Raw genomic sequence first — 15932 nt, forward strand, 5'->3', positions numbered from 1 at the left:
GCTTGCGCCGGGGAAAACGCGGTCTGAGACCTGCCTGAAAACCGTCACCGCACTGAATTTGCTGATGAATTTCTGTGCGTTTCTCACGAATTTTCGTAAATTACGATTTTTCGTGATTGCGCATAGGCGGGAAGCTGCAAATCTGATTGCGATGCTGGATTTGCTTGATTCCGACCGGTTGGTCTCACACCAACCCCTGCCGACGCTGCTGCTGAGCACGCAGGACGACCGCGTCTTGTCTGCCAATGACACTGCACACCGCCTGTTTGGGCCTGAAACCTCAGGCAGAGCATTCTCCGAGCTTCTGCAATGCGATGTCTCTATCGCCGCCGTCTTTTTCGACGCGGTCGCGCATTTCGGGACCTATATCGACCGCAGTCTGTCGCTGGCCCGCCCGGACGGCACAGCATTGCGCCTGCAAAGCTATGGCGTGCAGGTGCAGCCGGATCTGGTGCTGATCAGCTTTCTGGATCTGGATGAGCACGACCACCGCAGCCGCGTAGCCGAGCAAGAGGCGCATCAGCGCGCGGGCCTGTCGCAATGGCAGAACATCTATGGCTTTTTCCGTGAGGTCGAAGCGCAGAACCACCTCATTCTGGAGGCGGCAGGCGAAGGCATCTACGGCATCAACGCTATGGGTCAGGCGACCTTCGTGAACCGTGCCGCGCAGGAAATGCTGGGCTGGTCCTCGGACGATCTGATTGGTCGCGACCTGCACGCCACGATCCATCACAAGCACCTGAACGGCGAGCATTTCCCGGCCCATACCTGCCCGATCTATGCCTCCTTCCGACAGGAGGAGACCAAGCGCGTCGACGATGACGTCTTCTGGCGCAAGGACGGCAAGCCCATTCTGGTCGAATATGTCTCAACCCCGATCTACGATCATGGCGTGTTGGCGGGCGCGGTGGTGATCTTCCGCGACGTGACTGAGCGAAAGGAAAACGAACGCAAACTGCGCGAGGCGCTGGCGCAGGTCGAAGAGCTGAAGGTCAAGCTGGAGCAGGAGAATGACTATCTGCTCACCGAAATCCGTTCTGCCCGGTCACACACCGGGGTCGTGGGGGTCTCGCCTGCGATCAAGTCGCTGAACGCGCGGATCGATCTGGCAGCCCGCAACAAGGCGCATGTGCTGGTCTCCGGCCCACCGGGGTCGGGCAAGAGCCTCACCGTCTCGGCCATCCACGAGGCCAGCGACCGCGCCCGCCGCCCGCTGGTGCGCATCAGTTGCGATCACCTCTCAGCACAAGAACTGGAGGCGGAACTTTTTGGTTACCGCCGGGGTGCCTTTGCCGGAGCGACCCGCGACAATACCGGAAAACTGATCATGGCGCATAACGGCACGCTGCATCTCGACGAGATTGCAGACCTGCCGAAGGGCGTGCAGGCCAAACTCTATGATGTGCTGCAACGCGGACACTTCCAGCGTCTTGGCGACAGCACGCAGACGCCGGTGTCTCTGACGGTCGTGGCGACGACCTCGCGCGATCTCATGGCGGAACTGCGTGCAGGTCGGTTCCGGCAGGATCTCTATTTCGCGCTGAACGTCTTTTCGATCACCTGCGAGCCTCTGCACGAACGCCCCGAGGACATTCCCTATCTCGCCAAACACTTCCTCGACCGCACGACGCGCCGCCTGCGCCTGCCCACCACGCGGCTGTCCAAATCGAACATTGACGCGCTAACGCAATATGAATGGCCCGGAAACGTGCGAGAGCTTGAAAACGTGATCGAACGCGCGGCGCTTCTGGCGCAAGGCGGGCGGCTGGAGTTCGACTTTCAGCGCCCCGACAGCAGCTTTGCCGCCCGGTCAGATGTGGTGCTGACCCAAGACGACCTGCGCAGTCTAGAACGCGAAAATCTGCAAAACGCGCTGCGCCGCGCCGGGGGCAAAGTGTCTGGGCAGAAGGGGGCGGCGGCGATGCTCGGCATCGCGCCCACAACTGCCTATTCCAAGATCAAGTCGCTGGAAATCGACCCCAAGGCCTTCAAATAACGCGCGGCGTAGGTCAGCCGTTTTCGCGCAGGATGGCACCAGCGAGGTAGAGCGATCCGCAGATCAGCACGCGCGCCGACGGCTCGCGGCCAAGGATTGCAGCCAAAGCGGCCTGCACGCTATCCGCTGTCTCAGCGGCAAATCCAGAGTCCCGCGCCGCCGCCGCCGTCTCGTCGGCGGGCAGCGTGTTGGCCTCGCCGGGGATAGAGACAGCAACCAGCCCCTCCGCCACCCGTGTCAGAGGGCGCAGATAGCCGCCGATGTCCTTGGTGTTCAGCATCCCGCAGATCAGGTAGGTCGGACGCTTGGGCAGGCTGACCAGATGGGCGGCCAGCGCCTCACCTGCTGCAGGGTTATGTCCACCGTCAAGCCACAGCTCCGCTCCGCCAGCTGCATCGACCAACGGGCCGGTTTTCAGCCGCTGCATGCGCGCGGGCCACTCGGCTTGGCTGACCGCCGCCTCCCAAGCCGTGGCCTCCAGCCCCAGCGCGCGCAGCACGGCCAGCGCCGTCCCGGCGTTCGAAATCTGATGATCCCCCGGCAGGTTCGGGCGGGGCAGGTCCAAAAGACCCAACTCGTCCTGATAGACCAACCCATCCCGCTCCGGCCCCACATGCCAGTGCTGCCCGTAGGCTTGCAGTGGCGCGCCCACGCGTGCGGCGACCTCTTCGATCACCTCCAGCGCGTCGCCATCTTGCCGCGCGACAACGCAAGGCACGCCGCGTTTTAGGATACCTGCCTTCTCGAAGGCGATCTTCGCCAGCGTATCCCCCAGAAACTGCTGATGGTCGATGGAGACCGGCGTGATCGCTGTCATCACCGGTTTGGCCACCACATTGGTGGCATCGAGACGCCCGCCCAGACCCACCTCAAGCAATGTGTAGTCCGCCGGGGTCCGCGCAAAGGCCAGCAGGGCCGCGCAGGTCGTAATCTCGAAATAGGTGATGTTGCCGCCGTCGTTCGCAGTATAGCATTCGTCGAGCACAGCCGTCAGATCGTCTTCGGAGATCAGATTGCCCGCCACGCGAATGCGTTCGTGAAAGCGTGCGAGATGCGGGCTGGTGTAGGCATGTACGGTCTGGCCCGACGCCTCCAGCCCCGCGCGGATCATCGCGAGGGTCGAACCCTTGCCGTTGGTCCCGGCCACGTGGATCACGGGGGGCAGATCATTCTGCGGGTTGCCTAAGGCATCGAGCAAGCGCCAGACCCGATCCAGCGTCAGATCAATGATCTTGGGGTGCAGGGCCATCATCCGCTCAAGGATGACGTCCGACGAGGCTTGCGTCATTTCTGCTCGGGCTCGGCGGCTTTGGCCTCGTCTTCAGACAGCGCATGCGGCAGGTCGGCGGGTGGCTCGGGCGGCGGCAGATCACCGCGCACAGCAGGCGGCAGGCCGAGCAGCATCCGGGTGATGGAGATCAGCTCATCCCGCATCTCGCCGCGCGGCGTCACCCGGTCGAGCATCCCGTGATCGAGCAGGTATTCCGCCCGCTGGAACCCTTCGGGCAGCTTTTCACGGATCGTCTGTTCAATCACCCGTGGCCCGGCAAAGCAGATCAGTGCGTTCGGCTCGGCGATATGCACATCGCCCAGCATCGCATAGCTGGCCGTGACCCCACCCGTGGTCGGATGCGTCAACACGACGATGTAAGGCAGCCCGGCCTCTTTCAGCATCTGCACTGCGACGGTTGTGCGCGGCATCTGCATGAGGCTCAGAATACCTTCCTGCATGCGCGCGCCGCCGGCGGCGGAAAACAGGATCAGCGGGCGGTTCAGTTTCACCGCCTCTTCGGCGGCGGCAATGATCGCATTGCCCACATACATGCCCATGGAGCCTGCCATGAAGGAGAAATCCTGCGCCGCAGCCACAATCGGCGTGCGCCCGATCTCGCCACTGGCGACCAGCATCGCCTCGGCCTCGCTGGTCTGCTTTTGCGCGGCCTTCAGCCGGTCGGGGTAGCGTTTCTGATCGCGGAACCCAAGCGGGTCGGCTTTGGGAGCCTCAACCGACACCTCGGTGAAGATGCCGCCGTCGAAGAGCGCGGTGAAGCGGTCGCGCGGCGTGATGTGCATGTGGTGGTTGCAGTTGGTGCAGACATTCAGATTGTCCGACACCTCGCGGTGGAACAGCATGGTGCCGCACTCGGGGCATTTGGTCCACAGGTTGTCCGGGGTTTCGCGGCGCGAAAAGATCGAATTGATCCGGGGCCGGACATAGTTCGTGATCCAGTTCATGGCGGTTCCTTTGGCGTGCCTTGCCTTTACCTAATCGCGTCCTGACGAAAGTGCAATCAGCGCCGGATCGCCAGACGGGCCGCCAGCCAGCTGACAATCATGAACCCGAAATCAACCGGCAGCCAGGCCGCAACGGCATCGGTATCAGCCATGGAAAACGGGCTATGATAGAGCGCCAGGCCCGAGAGGCTGTCCGGCATGGACACGATCAGCAGCGCGGTCACATTGTTCACAAAATGCACCGCAATCGCCGGCCCGAGCGTGCCCGCCCGCGCGGTCAGGTCTGCCATCAGCAGGCCAAAGAGAACGGCCCAGACGGCAATGGTCTGCGCATTGGGTCCGGCCTCCTGCGGCAGGTAGTGGCCAACACCAAACAGCAGCGCAGGCAGCAGCATCCAGACCAGAGGAGAGCGGAACCGTGCCGCCAGCTGTTGCTGGATATAGCCGCGAAACAGCACCTCCTCGGCGCTGACCTGGACCAGAACCGACAACAGCGATAGCGGCAGAAGCACCAGCCAGACCCCAAAACCAAGGTTCGGGAGCAGCGGCGCGCCCATGCCCCAAGGCGGCAGCAGCCATATGACGGCGTTGATCACAATCAGGACGATGAGCACGTTCCTGAGCTGTTCGACACACAGCCGGAGATGGCCCAACGTGCCAGCTAGCCCACGTTTGTGCACCACCCGAAGGGCAACCGCGACACCCACAATCATGAACCCAAAGCTGAAAAGCAGCAGAAACATCGCCAAGGGTGTGTCGCCATGGTCCAGCGCATTGGCAAAGGCGGGCGCATTCTGCCCCTGCCAGGTGAACAAGGTCTGGAACAGGGTCTGGTTGCACAGCAGATAGACCCCCGCCGCGATGATCAACCCCATGATCAGGCGCCAGATCTGCGCCGTCTCGCGCGCCGGGGCGACCAGCGCCTCATGCGCGTTATAATCCGTGCGCCAGAACATCTGCGCCCTCCTCAGTCCTGCGCCCGCGCGTGTTCCTGATCCTCCTGCGGGATGCTGACCCTGGCCTCACGCAACAGCTCGGCAGCACCGGTCAGATGCCCCGCGACAGTCTGCAACAGGCTCATCAGGACGGTCGGGTCCGTCTCGATCACGGCGCGGAATTCCTCGGCCCCGATGCGCAGGAACTTGGTCTCTTCCTGTGCGATCAGATCGAGTTGCCGGGGCTCATCGAGGATGACCGCAAGGTCACCGATCAACCGCCCGGGGCCCACTGCCGTCACATCATGCCACGCGTCCTCCTCATCCCGGTAGCCCATCATGGCGTGGCCCGAAAGGCAGAGATAAGCCGCATCGGGCCGCTCGCCCATCTCGAAGATGCGCGCGCCCTTTTCGGCTTTGTACCACTGGGCCGAGAAGGCAAGAAGGCGTTGCGATCGTGAGTCGAGCTTTCCAAACAGCTCCGTCCGGGAGATCACGCGGATCTTGCGCCGCAGATCGTCCGAGCCGCTATCCTCCGCATCGGCGGTCTCAGCCTCCTCCACGCCATCTATGCGGCCATTCTCGATCTCGACAAACATGTCATAGGCGGTCGGGTTCTCGAACTTGTCCTCAAGGAAGAACATGGTGGTGTTGGGCAGCAAATCTCGCAGTTTTGCACGCGCTTGTTTGCGGCTGGCAGCATCATGGCTGGCCAGAACCGTATCGAGGATCAGCACATTGGGCCGTTTGATCCCCGCGCGACTGAACGCGGCGCGTTCCTGGAATATGCCCGCCAGATTGGTCCCGCCCAGGCCGGTCTTCACATCAAGGATGGTTTCGGCCACCTGACGTTTGAGGCCATGGTCTGCGACAACCTCAGCCACCAGATCTTCGATCAGCTCTCCCCGAACACCTGCCATGTTCGAGATCCGGCCGTAGAGCGCGTTCTCCAGCAAGCTCAGCCGCGGCAGGTAGTTCTCTGGCGCAATCGGCACAAAGAGCCCGCGCATACGTTCGCGCATCTCTTCGCCCTTGGCCTTACGGATCTCAAGGATCTCCGTCTTGAAGCTCTCTGGAAAGCCCGGGCCGATCTGCTCGGCCGTGAAGGCAAAGGGGACGGTCAGCAGCAGAGTGAACTCTTCCTCACTCAGCGCGCCGTCACCCTTCTCGCGCCGTCGATTGGCGATATCAACTAGGCGCTCGTAAAGCTCCTCCTCAATGTCCAGCGCGGTAAATAGCGGATGGCTGGTGCCGTCCGTGCCGAAGGTCTGGTGCAACGCCTCGATAAGAGTCTGCGAAATGGCAATGGCCTGTTCCGCCAGCCCCAGCTCGCTGATCAGACCGACAAGACCGCTTTCCGCCGCCAGACCGCGCTGCGAGATCTGGCGCTTGGGCGCTGCAAACATCAGGTTGCCGCCAAGCGGGATCGATGGGTTGAAGACCTCGGGGTGAAAGCGGTTTACGAAGCCATCAAGACCACGCGCAACCAGCTTTTCATGGACCTCCTCGCGCAGCGACACGATGGAGGCGACAAGCTGGGTGTGCAGCTCCGGCTCCATGCGCGATTTCAGCATGCGGCGGAACATCAGCTCGTCAATGCCCATGGCTTCCACGAGTTGGAACCACCAGCCCCGGATTTCCTCGGTTGTGCTCAGACCTGCGAGACCGGGGTCGACCCAATCCGCTTTGATACTGTCGAGGCTATTGCCCGCGCGCTTGGCTTCGAGGGTGGTGCGATCCTTGCGGTCCGGGTCCCACAGGACGGTCTTTGGGCTGGATTTGAGCGGCATCAGCAGGTTGTCACCCAAGGTCCCGTCAAAAAGATACGGTCGCGAATGCGCATAGCCAATGCGGGCCGAAATCACCGATTGGTGCAGATCTGACAGATCATGTCCACTGATGGTGACACTGCCGCGCGTCGGAAGCACTTCGCGCGTCAACAGCTCAGCCAGCGCGGTGCGTTCGACCTGGCTGGTGGTCTGAACCGCGACACGCGCGCCTGCCGGGATCTCAAGGTTGATATTTTCCAAAACCGGATTGCCGTCAGAGTTGCGCACCGTCACGTTGCGGATCGAAATGGCACCGTCTAGAAGCGGGATCTCTTTCGGCTCCCCTTCAAACAGCTTCTCGTCGATCATGTCTTTTGGCGCGAACCGTTCGGTCACGATATCCCAGCGCAGCGACATGTCCTGCACCTGGTTGTAGTAGGTCAGAAGCTCTTTCCAGGGCGAACTCAGATCCTTGTATGCGGCCAGTGCCGCCACGAGCGCACCCACGGTGATATCGCCCCGTATCGCCAGATACCCGCCCGCAGAATAGAAGAAAAACGGCGTCAGCTGCGTGATGAAGTTGTTGAGAAACTTCATGAAGAATTTTTTCTGGTAAATCTGGAAACGGATCTCAAAAAGCCGCCCCAACCGATCCGTGAAAGTCGCAAGACGATAGCGCAGCCCACCATTGGTGCGCAGGTCGCCGATGCCCGCTGCCGTCTCACCGATCTCAGAGGAGAAGCTGCGCACCTCTACGATGCGCTTCTTGTTCAACTGGTTGATCTGCCGCTGCAGCATCGGAATGAGCCAGGCCTGTAGCGGGATCAGCGCGACACCTGCCAGCCCGAACCAGACGCTCTGCGCAAAGAGGAAGATCACGATGATCAGCATCTGCCCCGCCTGAAACACCGGCTGTGCCACGGCGTCGCCCATCAGCCCGCCCATCGGCTCGGCCTCGGAGGTCACCATGGACACCAGCTCACCCTGGCTGGTGCTGCGGAAGTAGCTGCGCGGAAAGCGCATCATGCGGTTGATCAACGTATAACGAAAGCGGCGCAGCATACGCTCGGCCAGCACACCTTTCATCGTGTTCAGCCGCATCTTGAGCAGCCCGTGCACCAGCACCGCACCCAGATATCCAAAACACAGGGCCATCAGGAACTGCGTCTGGGTCATGCTGATGCCGAAGGTGGTTACCGTTTCGCTGGTGGCCCCGATGGCATCGTTGATGATCCGCTTGGGCAGTTCCAGCGTGGCGTAGAGAAACGGGAAGGTGAACAGGGTGAAGAACAGCAAGAACAGCTGGTCCCGTTTGGAATGCTTCCAAATGAAGGCAAAAAGTGACTTTTCCATGCAATGGCTTTCGGGTCTGGGCTGTCAGCGCGGCAAAGGCGGACGGGCGCACACTCTTTAGTGTTCTGACGTACTTAGGGCGGCGCATATTCCAATACAAGCGCACAGATGGTCAGGCCTTGTGCAGATCTGAACGCTTGTGCCTTGCAGGCCCAAGGGCGGTTGGCTATTCCGGCAGGGATGTTTTTGAGGGGAGACAGCCCATGACCAGCCAGCGCTTCGACAAATCGAAACTGCCGAGCCGCCACGTGACCGAAGGGCCCGCGCGCGCGCCGCACCGGTCGTACTACTACGCCATGGGCATGACGGAGGAGGAGATTCACCAGCCGCTGGTCGGTGTCGCCACCTGCTGGAACGAGGCCGCGCCCTGCAACATCGCTCTGAACCGTCAGGCGCAGGCCGTGAAGATGGGCGTGAAACGGGAATTCGGCACGCCGCGCGAATTCACCACGATCACCGTGACCGATGGCATCGCCATGGGGCATGAGGGCATGCGTTCGTCGCTCGCCTCACGCGAGGCGATTGCAGATACGGTTGAGCTGACCATGCGCGGCCACTGCTATGACGCGCTTGTGGGTCTTGCGGGTTGCGACAAATCCCTGCCGGGCATGATGATGGCGATGATCCGGCTGAACGTGCCGTCGGTCTTCCTCTATGGCGGGTCGATCCTGCCGGGACGGCTCAATGGCAAAGACGTGACCGTGCAGGACGTGTTTGAGGCCGTGGGCCAGCATCAGGCGGGCAACATGACCACCTGCGAGCTGGAAAAGCTCGAAGCGGTCGCCTGCCCATCTGCGGGGGCCTGCGGGGGCCAGTTCACCGCCAACACGATGGCCTGTGTCTCCGAAGCCATCGGCCTCGCCCTGCCGAACTCCGCAGGCGCGCCGGCACCCTACGAGAGCCGCGACGCCTATGCCGAAGCCTCAGGTGCTGCGGTGATGAACCTGATCGAAAAGAACATCCGCGCGCGCGACATCTGCACCCGCGAAGCCTTTGAGAATGCCGCGCGCATCGTGGCCTGCACAGGTGGGTCCACCAACGCAGGCCTGCACCTGCCCGCGATGGCGCATGAGGCAGGCATCGACTTCTTCCTCGATGACGTCTGCGAGATCTTCCGCGACACGCCTTACTTCGTCGATCTGAAACCGGGCGGACAGTATGTGGCCAAAGACCTTTACGAGGTTGGCGGCGTTCCGGTGGTGATGAAGGAGCTGCGCAAGGCGGGGCTGATCCACGAGGATTGCATGACCGCGACCGGCTATTCCATCGGCGAAGAGCTGGACAAGAACACGCTGGAAGCGGATGGCCGCGTGATCTACCCTGTGGAAACCCCGCTCAGCAAGACCGGTGGCGTTGTCGGTCTCAAAGGGAATCTTGCCCCCGAAGGCGCCATCGTGAAGATCGCCGGGATGGAGCCGCAGCACTTGCTCTTCACTGGCCCCGCCCGCGTTTTCGAATGTGAGCAGGACGCCTTTGATGCGGTGCAAAACCGCACGTACGAGGAGGGCGATGTCTTCGTGATCCGCAATGAAGGCCCCGCAGGGGGGCCCGGCATGCGCGAGATGTTGGCCACCACGGCGGCTCTGTCCGGTCAGGGCATGGGCAAGAAGGTGGCGCTGATCACCGATGGCCGCTTCTCGGGCGCCACGCGCGGGTTCTGTGTCGGCCACGTGGGTCCCGAGGCGGCGCATGGTGGCCCCATCGCCCTGCTGAAAGACGGCGACATGATCACGCTGAACGCCATTGAGGGCACCATTTCGGTCGATATCTCGGAGGACGAGATGGCCGAACGCAAAGCCGCCTGGACCGGCCCGCGCCCCACGATCTATGGCGCCGGCGCGCTGTGGAAATACGCCAAGCTGGTTGGCCCGACCTATCTGGGTGCTGTGACACATCCGGGCGCCAAGGACGAGGGCCACGAGTATATGGCGCTCTGACCTCTGATGGCCTCCCACGCGGAGGCCATTTTTTATCTCAGAAAGAGGCGGAAAATTCGCGCGGCACCGGATATGCTTGTGGTCATCTGCAACAGCGATCATCAACGGCATGACCGAACACATCAAAACCCTGAACGGACAACCCTGGTGCCGGATCGTGGTTGGACGATTCGGCCGTGGGTAAGCCTTGGTATCAGCCGATCGTGGAGGCTTTGAGCGCCCGCGCCTCCTGGCGGACCCGACGCGATCGGCTGCGCGTGCAAGATGGGGCAATCGACACAGACCCGATGCTCACGCCGCCGAACACCGACTGGGCCTGGCGGCCTTCGGTCTGGCAAAGCCCGATTTCGGTGCCCGTGCACGACGGCGTTGGCCGGAAAACCCGCCTTGATCCAGCGGTCAGCGCGTTCCATGACGCTGCTGGGGGCCGGGTCAGCCTGAGGCAGCAGCCCACTCCGGATGGCCCCGCAGCTTATGGGCTGGTCATCGACGTCACGGGATTTGACGGAAGCTTTGTCTCGGTTGTTCTGGACTTACCCGAGAGCGCCACCCAAGAGCTGAACAGCACACATCTTGTGTGCCTGACCGCCAACATTGGCCATCAGACGCCAGCCAGGATGTTTGTGCGGCTAAACATCCGCCATGGTCCGAACACAGCGCAGATGGTGCAGGAGGTGACTCTAGAAAAGACAAGTCTCGCCGTGGAGTTCGACTTGACCCATGCAGAGATCAACGAGCGGCGTATTGAAAACGCCTGGATTGATCTGATTTCCGACGTGCCCGACACAACCCAAATACGGCTTGGGGACGTATACGTTATGCGCCGCCGCCGCGCCGAACTCTAGACTGCAGATGCCCGGCCTGTCGCCGGGCAACGCATTCATACAGAGACCCTGTTACTCGACGGGAACCAGCGCGCTCAGGCCTTTCAGGATATCGATGGCATAGGCCAGTTGATAATCCTCTTCCCGCAGCGCCGCGGCTGCTTCGGCCTTGGCGCGATCCGCCTCGATCTGCTTGATCTCATCTTCCGACAGGCTGTCATTGTTCAGGCTGCCACGAAGATCAGCTTCAGACCGCAGGTTGCGCGGTGTATCCTCATCGTCTTCGGTATCAGGCGCGCGGCGGGGTTGTTCCACCACGATGTCAGGTGACACGCCCAGCGCCTGGATGGACCGCCCGGACGGCGTGTAATAGCGCGCAGTTGTCAAACGCATGGCCCCTTCGCCGCGCAACGGCATGACCGTCTGAACCGAGCCTTTGCCAAAGCTCTTGGTGCCCACCACGATGGCGCGACGGTGATCCTGCAAGGCCCCCGCCACAATCTCGGAGGCCGAGGCCGAGCCGCCGTTGATCAGCACAACGATGGGCTTGCCCCCCACCAGATCGCCCTCGGTGGCGTTGAAGCGCTCGCCGTCCTGAACCTCGCGACCTCGGGTGCTGACGATCTCACCTTCATCAAGGAAAGCGTCCGACACGCGGATCGCCTGATTGAGCAGACCGCCGGGGTTGTTGCGCAGATCGATCACCAGGCCATTGACCTTGTCGATGCCGCCTGCCTCCTCAATCTGTTCTTCCAGCCCTGATTTGAGGTTGGTGTAGGTTTGATCGTTGAAGGTGGTCACCCGCAAAACAACCGTGTCGCCTTCGGTGCGCGTGCGCACTGCCGTGAGCTTGATCGTGTCGCGGATGATCGAGACGTCGAACGGTTCGGCCTCACCCTCGCGCACGATGGTGATCAGAATTTCCGACCCAACCGGCCCGCGCATCATGTCGACCGCCTCGTCCAGCGTCAGCCCCAGCACTGAATCTCCATTCACATGGGTGATGAAATCTCCGGCTTCGACACCGGCCTCATCCGCCGGGGTGCCGTCGATGGGTGAGACGACCTTCACAAAGCCCTCTTCCTGCGTCACCTCGATGCCAAGTCCCCCGAACTCGCCGCGCGTCTGCACCCGCATCTGTGCCGCATCATCTGGGGAGAGGTAACTGGAGTGCGGATCAAGCGATGTGAGCATCCCGTCGATGGCCGCTTCGATCAGCTCCTTGCTGTCCACCTCCTCGACGTATTGGGCGCGAATACGCTCAAAGATATCTCCGAAGAGGTCCAGCTGTTCGTAGACATTGCTGCTTTTCGAACTTTCCTGAGCCAGCAGGGGGCCAACCACCTGAGTCGTGGCGATAAAGCCCGCGAGGGTGCCGCCCACTGCCGCCATGGCAAACTTCTTCATCGTTCTCTATCCATTCTTGTCGGTTTCGAACCAGAGGCCCGGGTCCTCAGGCGTATTCTTGTATCTGACCTCTATATAGAGCGTTTCTGACCGAAGCGCGCCAGTGTCATCACCATCTGTTGACAATTCCCGCCTATTTTCGGCCCCAGAGTCACCCATAAGCCCCAGCGGCGCCCCCCCATCGATGACCTCGCCCGCCGTTGCGTAAACCACATCGAGACCGGCCAGGATGAACAGCACCCCCGCCTGCGGTTCGAGAATCACCACCTGTCCGAGGTTCAGGAGCGGCCCTGCGTATCGGATTGTCGCCGGGGTTGGGCTGGTCACAATGGCCTGCGGGCGGGTCGCCAGAATAACGCCGGGTCGTGTGATCCCGGCAGCATCAGCAACCCCCGCGCGCCTGAGCACGACGCCCTGGACCGGCAGCGGCAAATCGCCTTTCACCCCCGCCAGCTCTGACGGCGGGGGAGGCGTCTGCTGTGTCACAACCTGCGAGAGCCCATCGGCAAAGCTCTCCAACGTCTCGGCCGAGGCCAGCAGGATCGCCTCGCGCACCGGGTCCTGGATGAAGCGCTTGGGCAGAGGTGTGCGCTCGGCGATAGCGTGGCTCAGCGCGGTGCGGGCCGCCTGCACTTCGGTCAGGCCGGAAGTGAGCTGAACCGCTGCGTCGCCCTGCAGGGCGCGCAACACTTGCAAATCCTCCAGATCACGCCGGAGCCCGCTGGCCCGCGCGTTCAGCGCCGGTGTCATCTCAGCCAGCAACATGCCCGAGCGGGCCGTACCCGTCGGCCCACCCGGGTGCAAAAGAGCAACGGGGCTGTCCTGCGCCCCGATCCGCTGCAGTGCGGCCAGCAGCGTGGCAATCTCGGCGTCGCGGGCCTGCAGTTGGGCGGACAGCTGCGCTTCGCGGATTGCGGCCTGCCGCAACCCGCTGCGCAAGGCGGACAGCCCGTCCTCAAACGCCTGTATGGTTTCGGTCAGCGCCCTGACCCTGTCGCGCGCCGTCTCCGCTTCGGCCAGCTGGGCCGAGGCCGCGCGCAGCATATCCATCGCGGCGCGAGCGCGGTCCGCCGGGCTCTGCTGTGCGAGGGCACCGGCGGGCACCAGCAGCAGCAGGATGAGCGCGATCCACCTCACGTCAGCAAACACCCCCCCGTCATCTCAGCGGGTGGCGCCAGCCCCATCAAATGTAGAACCGTCGGGGCCAAGTCTGCCAGACGACCGTCCTGCATCTTCGCGCCCTCCGGCGCGCCAACGACGACGACAGGCACCGGATTGAGCGTATGGGCCGTATGCGGCCCACCCGTATCGGGGTCGATCATCACATCGCAATTGCCGTGATCCGCCGTCACGATCATGGCCCCGCCAGCGGCCTCAAGCGCCTCAAGCGCCACGCTCAGCCCGTGATCGACAGCCTCGCAGGCTTTGATTGCGGCATCAAGATCGCCGGTATGACCCACCATATCCGGGTTCGCATAGTTCACGACAATCAGGTCATAGCCGTCACGGATGGCAGCAACCAGCGCGTCAGTCACCTCACCCGCTGACATTTCTGGTTGCAAGTCGTAGGTCGCAACATCAGGCGATTTCGGCATCTTGCGATCTTCGCCGTCAAAGGAGACCTCCTCGCCCCCGTTCAGAAAGAAGGTCACATGCGGGTATTTCTCGGTCTCAGCCAGGCGAAACTGGCGCAGGCCCTTCTGCGCCACCCAATCGCCCAGCGTGTTCACGATCTCCGGCTTGGGGTACATGACGGACATATACTCCGAATGCGCCTCGGAATACTGCGCCATGCCCATCAAAGCGGCCCAGTTGGGGCGGGCACCAGTGTCGAAGGCATCAAAGTCCGGCGCGCCGATGGCGGCCATGATCTCGCGCGCGCGGTCGGCCCGGAAGTTCAAGCAAAAGACCGCGTCGCCGTTTTTGGCGCCGTCATAGCCATCCAGCACGGTGGCTTGGATGAATTCATCGGTCTCACCCCGCGCATAGGCCTCTGCCACTGCTGCCTGGGCATCCGCGGCCGTAGCACCTTCAGCCCGGACAGTAGCAGCATAAGCTTTTGCAACCCGGTCCCAGCGGTTATCGCGGTCCATGGCGAAATATCGGCCCGTCACGGTGACGATGCGCACCCGCTCCGGCAGCGCGGCTTCAAGCGTTTCAAAATAGCCCCTAGCCGTCTTGGGGCCGACATCCCGCCCATCCGTCAACGCGTGGATCACAACCGGCACGTCCGCCGCATCCAGCGCCTTGGCCGCGGCGATCATGTGGTTGAGGTGCCCGTGCACGCCCCCATCCGAGACCACACCCAGCAAATGCGCCGTACCACCCGTGCCGTGCAGCCGCGTGATGAAAGCTTTGAGCCGCGTGTTCTCGGCAAAGCTGCCCTCTTCGATGGCCAGATCGATCTGGCCCAGATCCATCGCCACGACACGGCCCGCCCCGATATTGGTGTGCCCCACCTCCGAGTTGCCCATCTGTCCGCGCGGCAGGCCCACGTCAGGGCCAAAGGTGGTCAGCGTCGCGTTGGGGCAGGTCGCCATGATCCGGTCCATGGTGGGGGTCTGCGCCAGCAGCGGCGCGTTGCCCTCACGCCGGTCGCTGATCCCCCAGCCGTCAAGAATGCACAGGACAACGGGTTTCGGAGCGCTCATCTCTCACATCACCTCTGTTTTGCTTTGCCGCGTGTCTAGCCCAGCGCCCTGCCGAATTGAAGCATCGAATGGCACAGGCGGGCTTGCTCCCTGCCTGCGCTTTGGTCATAACGGCACGGCAGACCCAAAGGAATGTCGCCCATGCAGCAGCCGCCCGAAACCAAGATCGTCGAAAGCTACCGGATCGCCTGTGACGGCGGTGAGGGCGCCTTGGGCCATCCGCGTGTTTGGCTGCAGATCCCGAAGGACACCGGCTGGGTTGAATGCGGCTATTGCGACTGCAAATACATCCACAAGGATTTTGCCGAGAAGGTCTGATCCCACATCCCGGCGCCTTAGCTGACCGGAACCACGACATCGCCACAGGTAAGGTTGCCCTCGACAGAGCCATCCCTGTCCTTGAGGAACCGGCGGATGTTGTGGCCTGACCAGATTTCGAGCAAATCGCCGTCCGTTGTATAGCCTCTGCCCGTCGCCGTGCCGGTTTGCATGTCCTGATAGGTCATGGTCGCCACACCCGCCGTGCCGTTGTCACATTCAAAGGCCGCATGGCCCTGACCAGTGAATTCATTGATCTCCCATCCGCCGGAGCACATCGCGCCCGAGCGCGTCTGGCCGTCCAGCGTGCCTTTGTTCCAGCCGATGGCCCGACCGGTGAAATAGTCCCCCTCACGCCCGACACAGCCCACCATGGGCACACAGTTGCCGGGCGCGCCGATATCCTCGACACAGTCCATGTTCACCTTTGGAGAGGCACCCACCGGCGCCGCACAAAGGGCGATTGCAGCCAGGGTCACGATACGGGATAACATCGGCGAAGCTCCC

The 15932-nt window shown here is 62.4% G+C and carries 12 protein-coding genes; 4 read left to right on the top strand and 8 right to left on the bottom strand.

Translation table 11 applies throughout. From position 1 onward, the window contains the following. The first annotated feature begins 151 nt into the window (after positions 1 to 151). Positions 152 to 1996 carry a sigma 54-interacting transcriptional regulator gene (locus So717_RS05050; protein WP_159975124.1) on the top strand — a complete coding sequence of 615 codons (1845 nt, stop codon included), beginning with the start codon at positions 152 to 154 and terminating at the stop codon, positions 1994 to 1996. 13 nt (positions 1997 to 2009) lie between these two features. Here the strand turns inward: So717_RS05050 and So717_RS05055 are convergent, their stop codons facing one another. Genes So717_RS05055 through So717_RS05070 form a run of 4 tightly spaced genes read right to left on the bottom strand, consistent with a single transcriptional unit; the run spans position 2010 to position 8288 of the window. Beyond that, positions 2010 to 3284: a bifunctional folylpolyglutamate synthase/dihydrofolate synthase gene (locus So717_RS05055; RefSeq protein ID WP_159975125.1), complete on the bottom strand. Its 1275-nt coding sequence runs from the start codon at positions 3282 to 3284 to the stop codon at positions 2010 to 2012. Then, the gene (gene accD / locus So717_RS05060) at positions 3281 to 4231 is read right to left on the bottom strand and encodes an acetyl-CoA carboxylase, carboxyltransferase subunit beta (protein WP_159975126.1); all 951 of its coding nucleotides are present in this window, start codon (positions 4229 to 4231) and stop codon (positions 3281 to 3283) included. The genes So717_RS05055 and accD overlap by 4 nt, the downstream gene beginning before the upstream one ends. 56 nt (positions 4232 to 4287) lie before the next feature. After that, a complete protein-coding gene (locus tag So717_RS05065) occupies positions 4288 to 5187 on the bottom strand; it encodes a CPBP family intramembrane glutamic endopeptidase (protein ID WP_159975127.1) in 900 nt (299 codons plus the stop codon). Between the two features lie 11 nt (positions 5188 to 5198). Further along, positions 5199 to 8288, bottom strand: a complete 3090-nt coding sequence (locus So717_RS05070; RefSeq protein ID WP_159975128.1) for an ABC transporter transmembrane domain-containing protein — start codon at positions 8286 to 8288, stop codon at positions 5199 to 5201. A gap of 203 nt (positions 8289 to 8491) precedes the next feature. On the opposite strand from So717_RS05070, the gene ilvD reads away from it, so the two are divergent. Beyond that, positions 8492 to 10225: a dihydroxy-acid dehydratase gene (gene ilvD, locus So717_RS05075; protein WP_159975129.1), complete on the top strand. Its 1734-nt coding sequence runs from the start codon at positions 8492 to 8494 to the stop codon at positions 10223 to 10225. Positions 10226 to 10386: 161 nt separating this feature from the next. Then, the gene (locus So717_RS05080; RefSeq protein WP_159975130.1) at positions 10387 to 11070 is read left to right on the top strand and encodes a DUF6478 family protein; all 684 of its coding nucleotides are present in this window, start codon (positions 10387 to 10389) and stop codon (positions 11068 to 11070) included. 51 nt (positions 11071 to 11121) lie between these two features. Here So717_RS05080 and So717_RS05085 read toward each other — a convergent pair whose 3' ends face one another. From So717_RS05085 to gpmI, 3 genes are read right to left on the bottom strand one after another with little or no spacing between them, the layout of a single operon-like run. Beyond that, entirely contained in the window at positions 11122 to 12456 is a 1335-nt protein-coding gene (locus So717_RS05085; RefSeq protein ID WP_159975131.1) for a S41 family peptidase, read from the bottom strand. A 6-nt stretch (positions 12457 to 12462) separates the two neighbouring features. Then, positions 12463 to 13605, bottom strand: a complete 1143-nt coding sequence (locus tag So717_RS05090) for a murein hydrolase activator EnvC family protein (protein ID WP_238840681.1) — start codon at positions 13603 to 13605, stop codon at positions 12463 to 12465. Beyond that, a complete protein-coding gene (gene gpmI / locus So717_RS05095) occupies positions 13590 to 15107 on the bottom strand; it encodes a 2,3-bisphosphoglycerate-independent phosphoglycerate mutase (RefSeq protein WP_159975132.1) in 1518 nt (505 codons plus the stop codon). The genes So717_RS05090 and gpmI overlap by 16 nt, the downstream gene beginning before the upstream one ends. Before the next feature lie 141 nt (positions 15108 to 15248). Between gpmI and So717_RS05100 the strand changes: the two genes are divergently transcribed. Continuing rightward, on the top strand, positions 15249 to 15425 hold the full coding sequence (locus So717_RS05100) for a zinc-finger domain-containing protein (RefSeq protein WP_159975133.1): 177 nt from the start codon (positions 15249 to 15251) through the stop codon (positions 15423 to 15425). Between the two features lie 17 nt (positions 15426 to 15442). On the opposite strand, the gene So717_RS05105 is transcribed toward So717_RS05100, so the two are convergent. Next, complete coding sequence (locus So717_RS05105; protein WP_159975134.1) at positions 15443 to 15919, bottom strand: hypothetical protein; 477 nt, start codon at positions 15917 to 15919, stop codon at positions 15443 to 15445. Positions 15920 to 15932: the final 13 nt, after the last annotated feature.

This window comes from Roseobacter cerasinus, assembly GCF_009811755.1.
In the GTDB taxonomy this organism is placed as follows: Bacteria; Pseudomonadota; Alphaproteobacteria; order Rhodobacterales; family Rhodobacteraceae; genus Roseobacter; species Roseobacter cerasinus.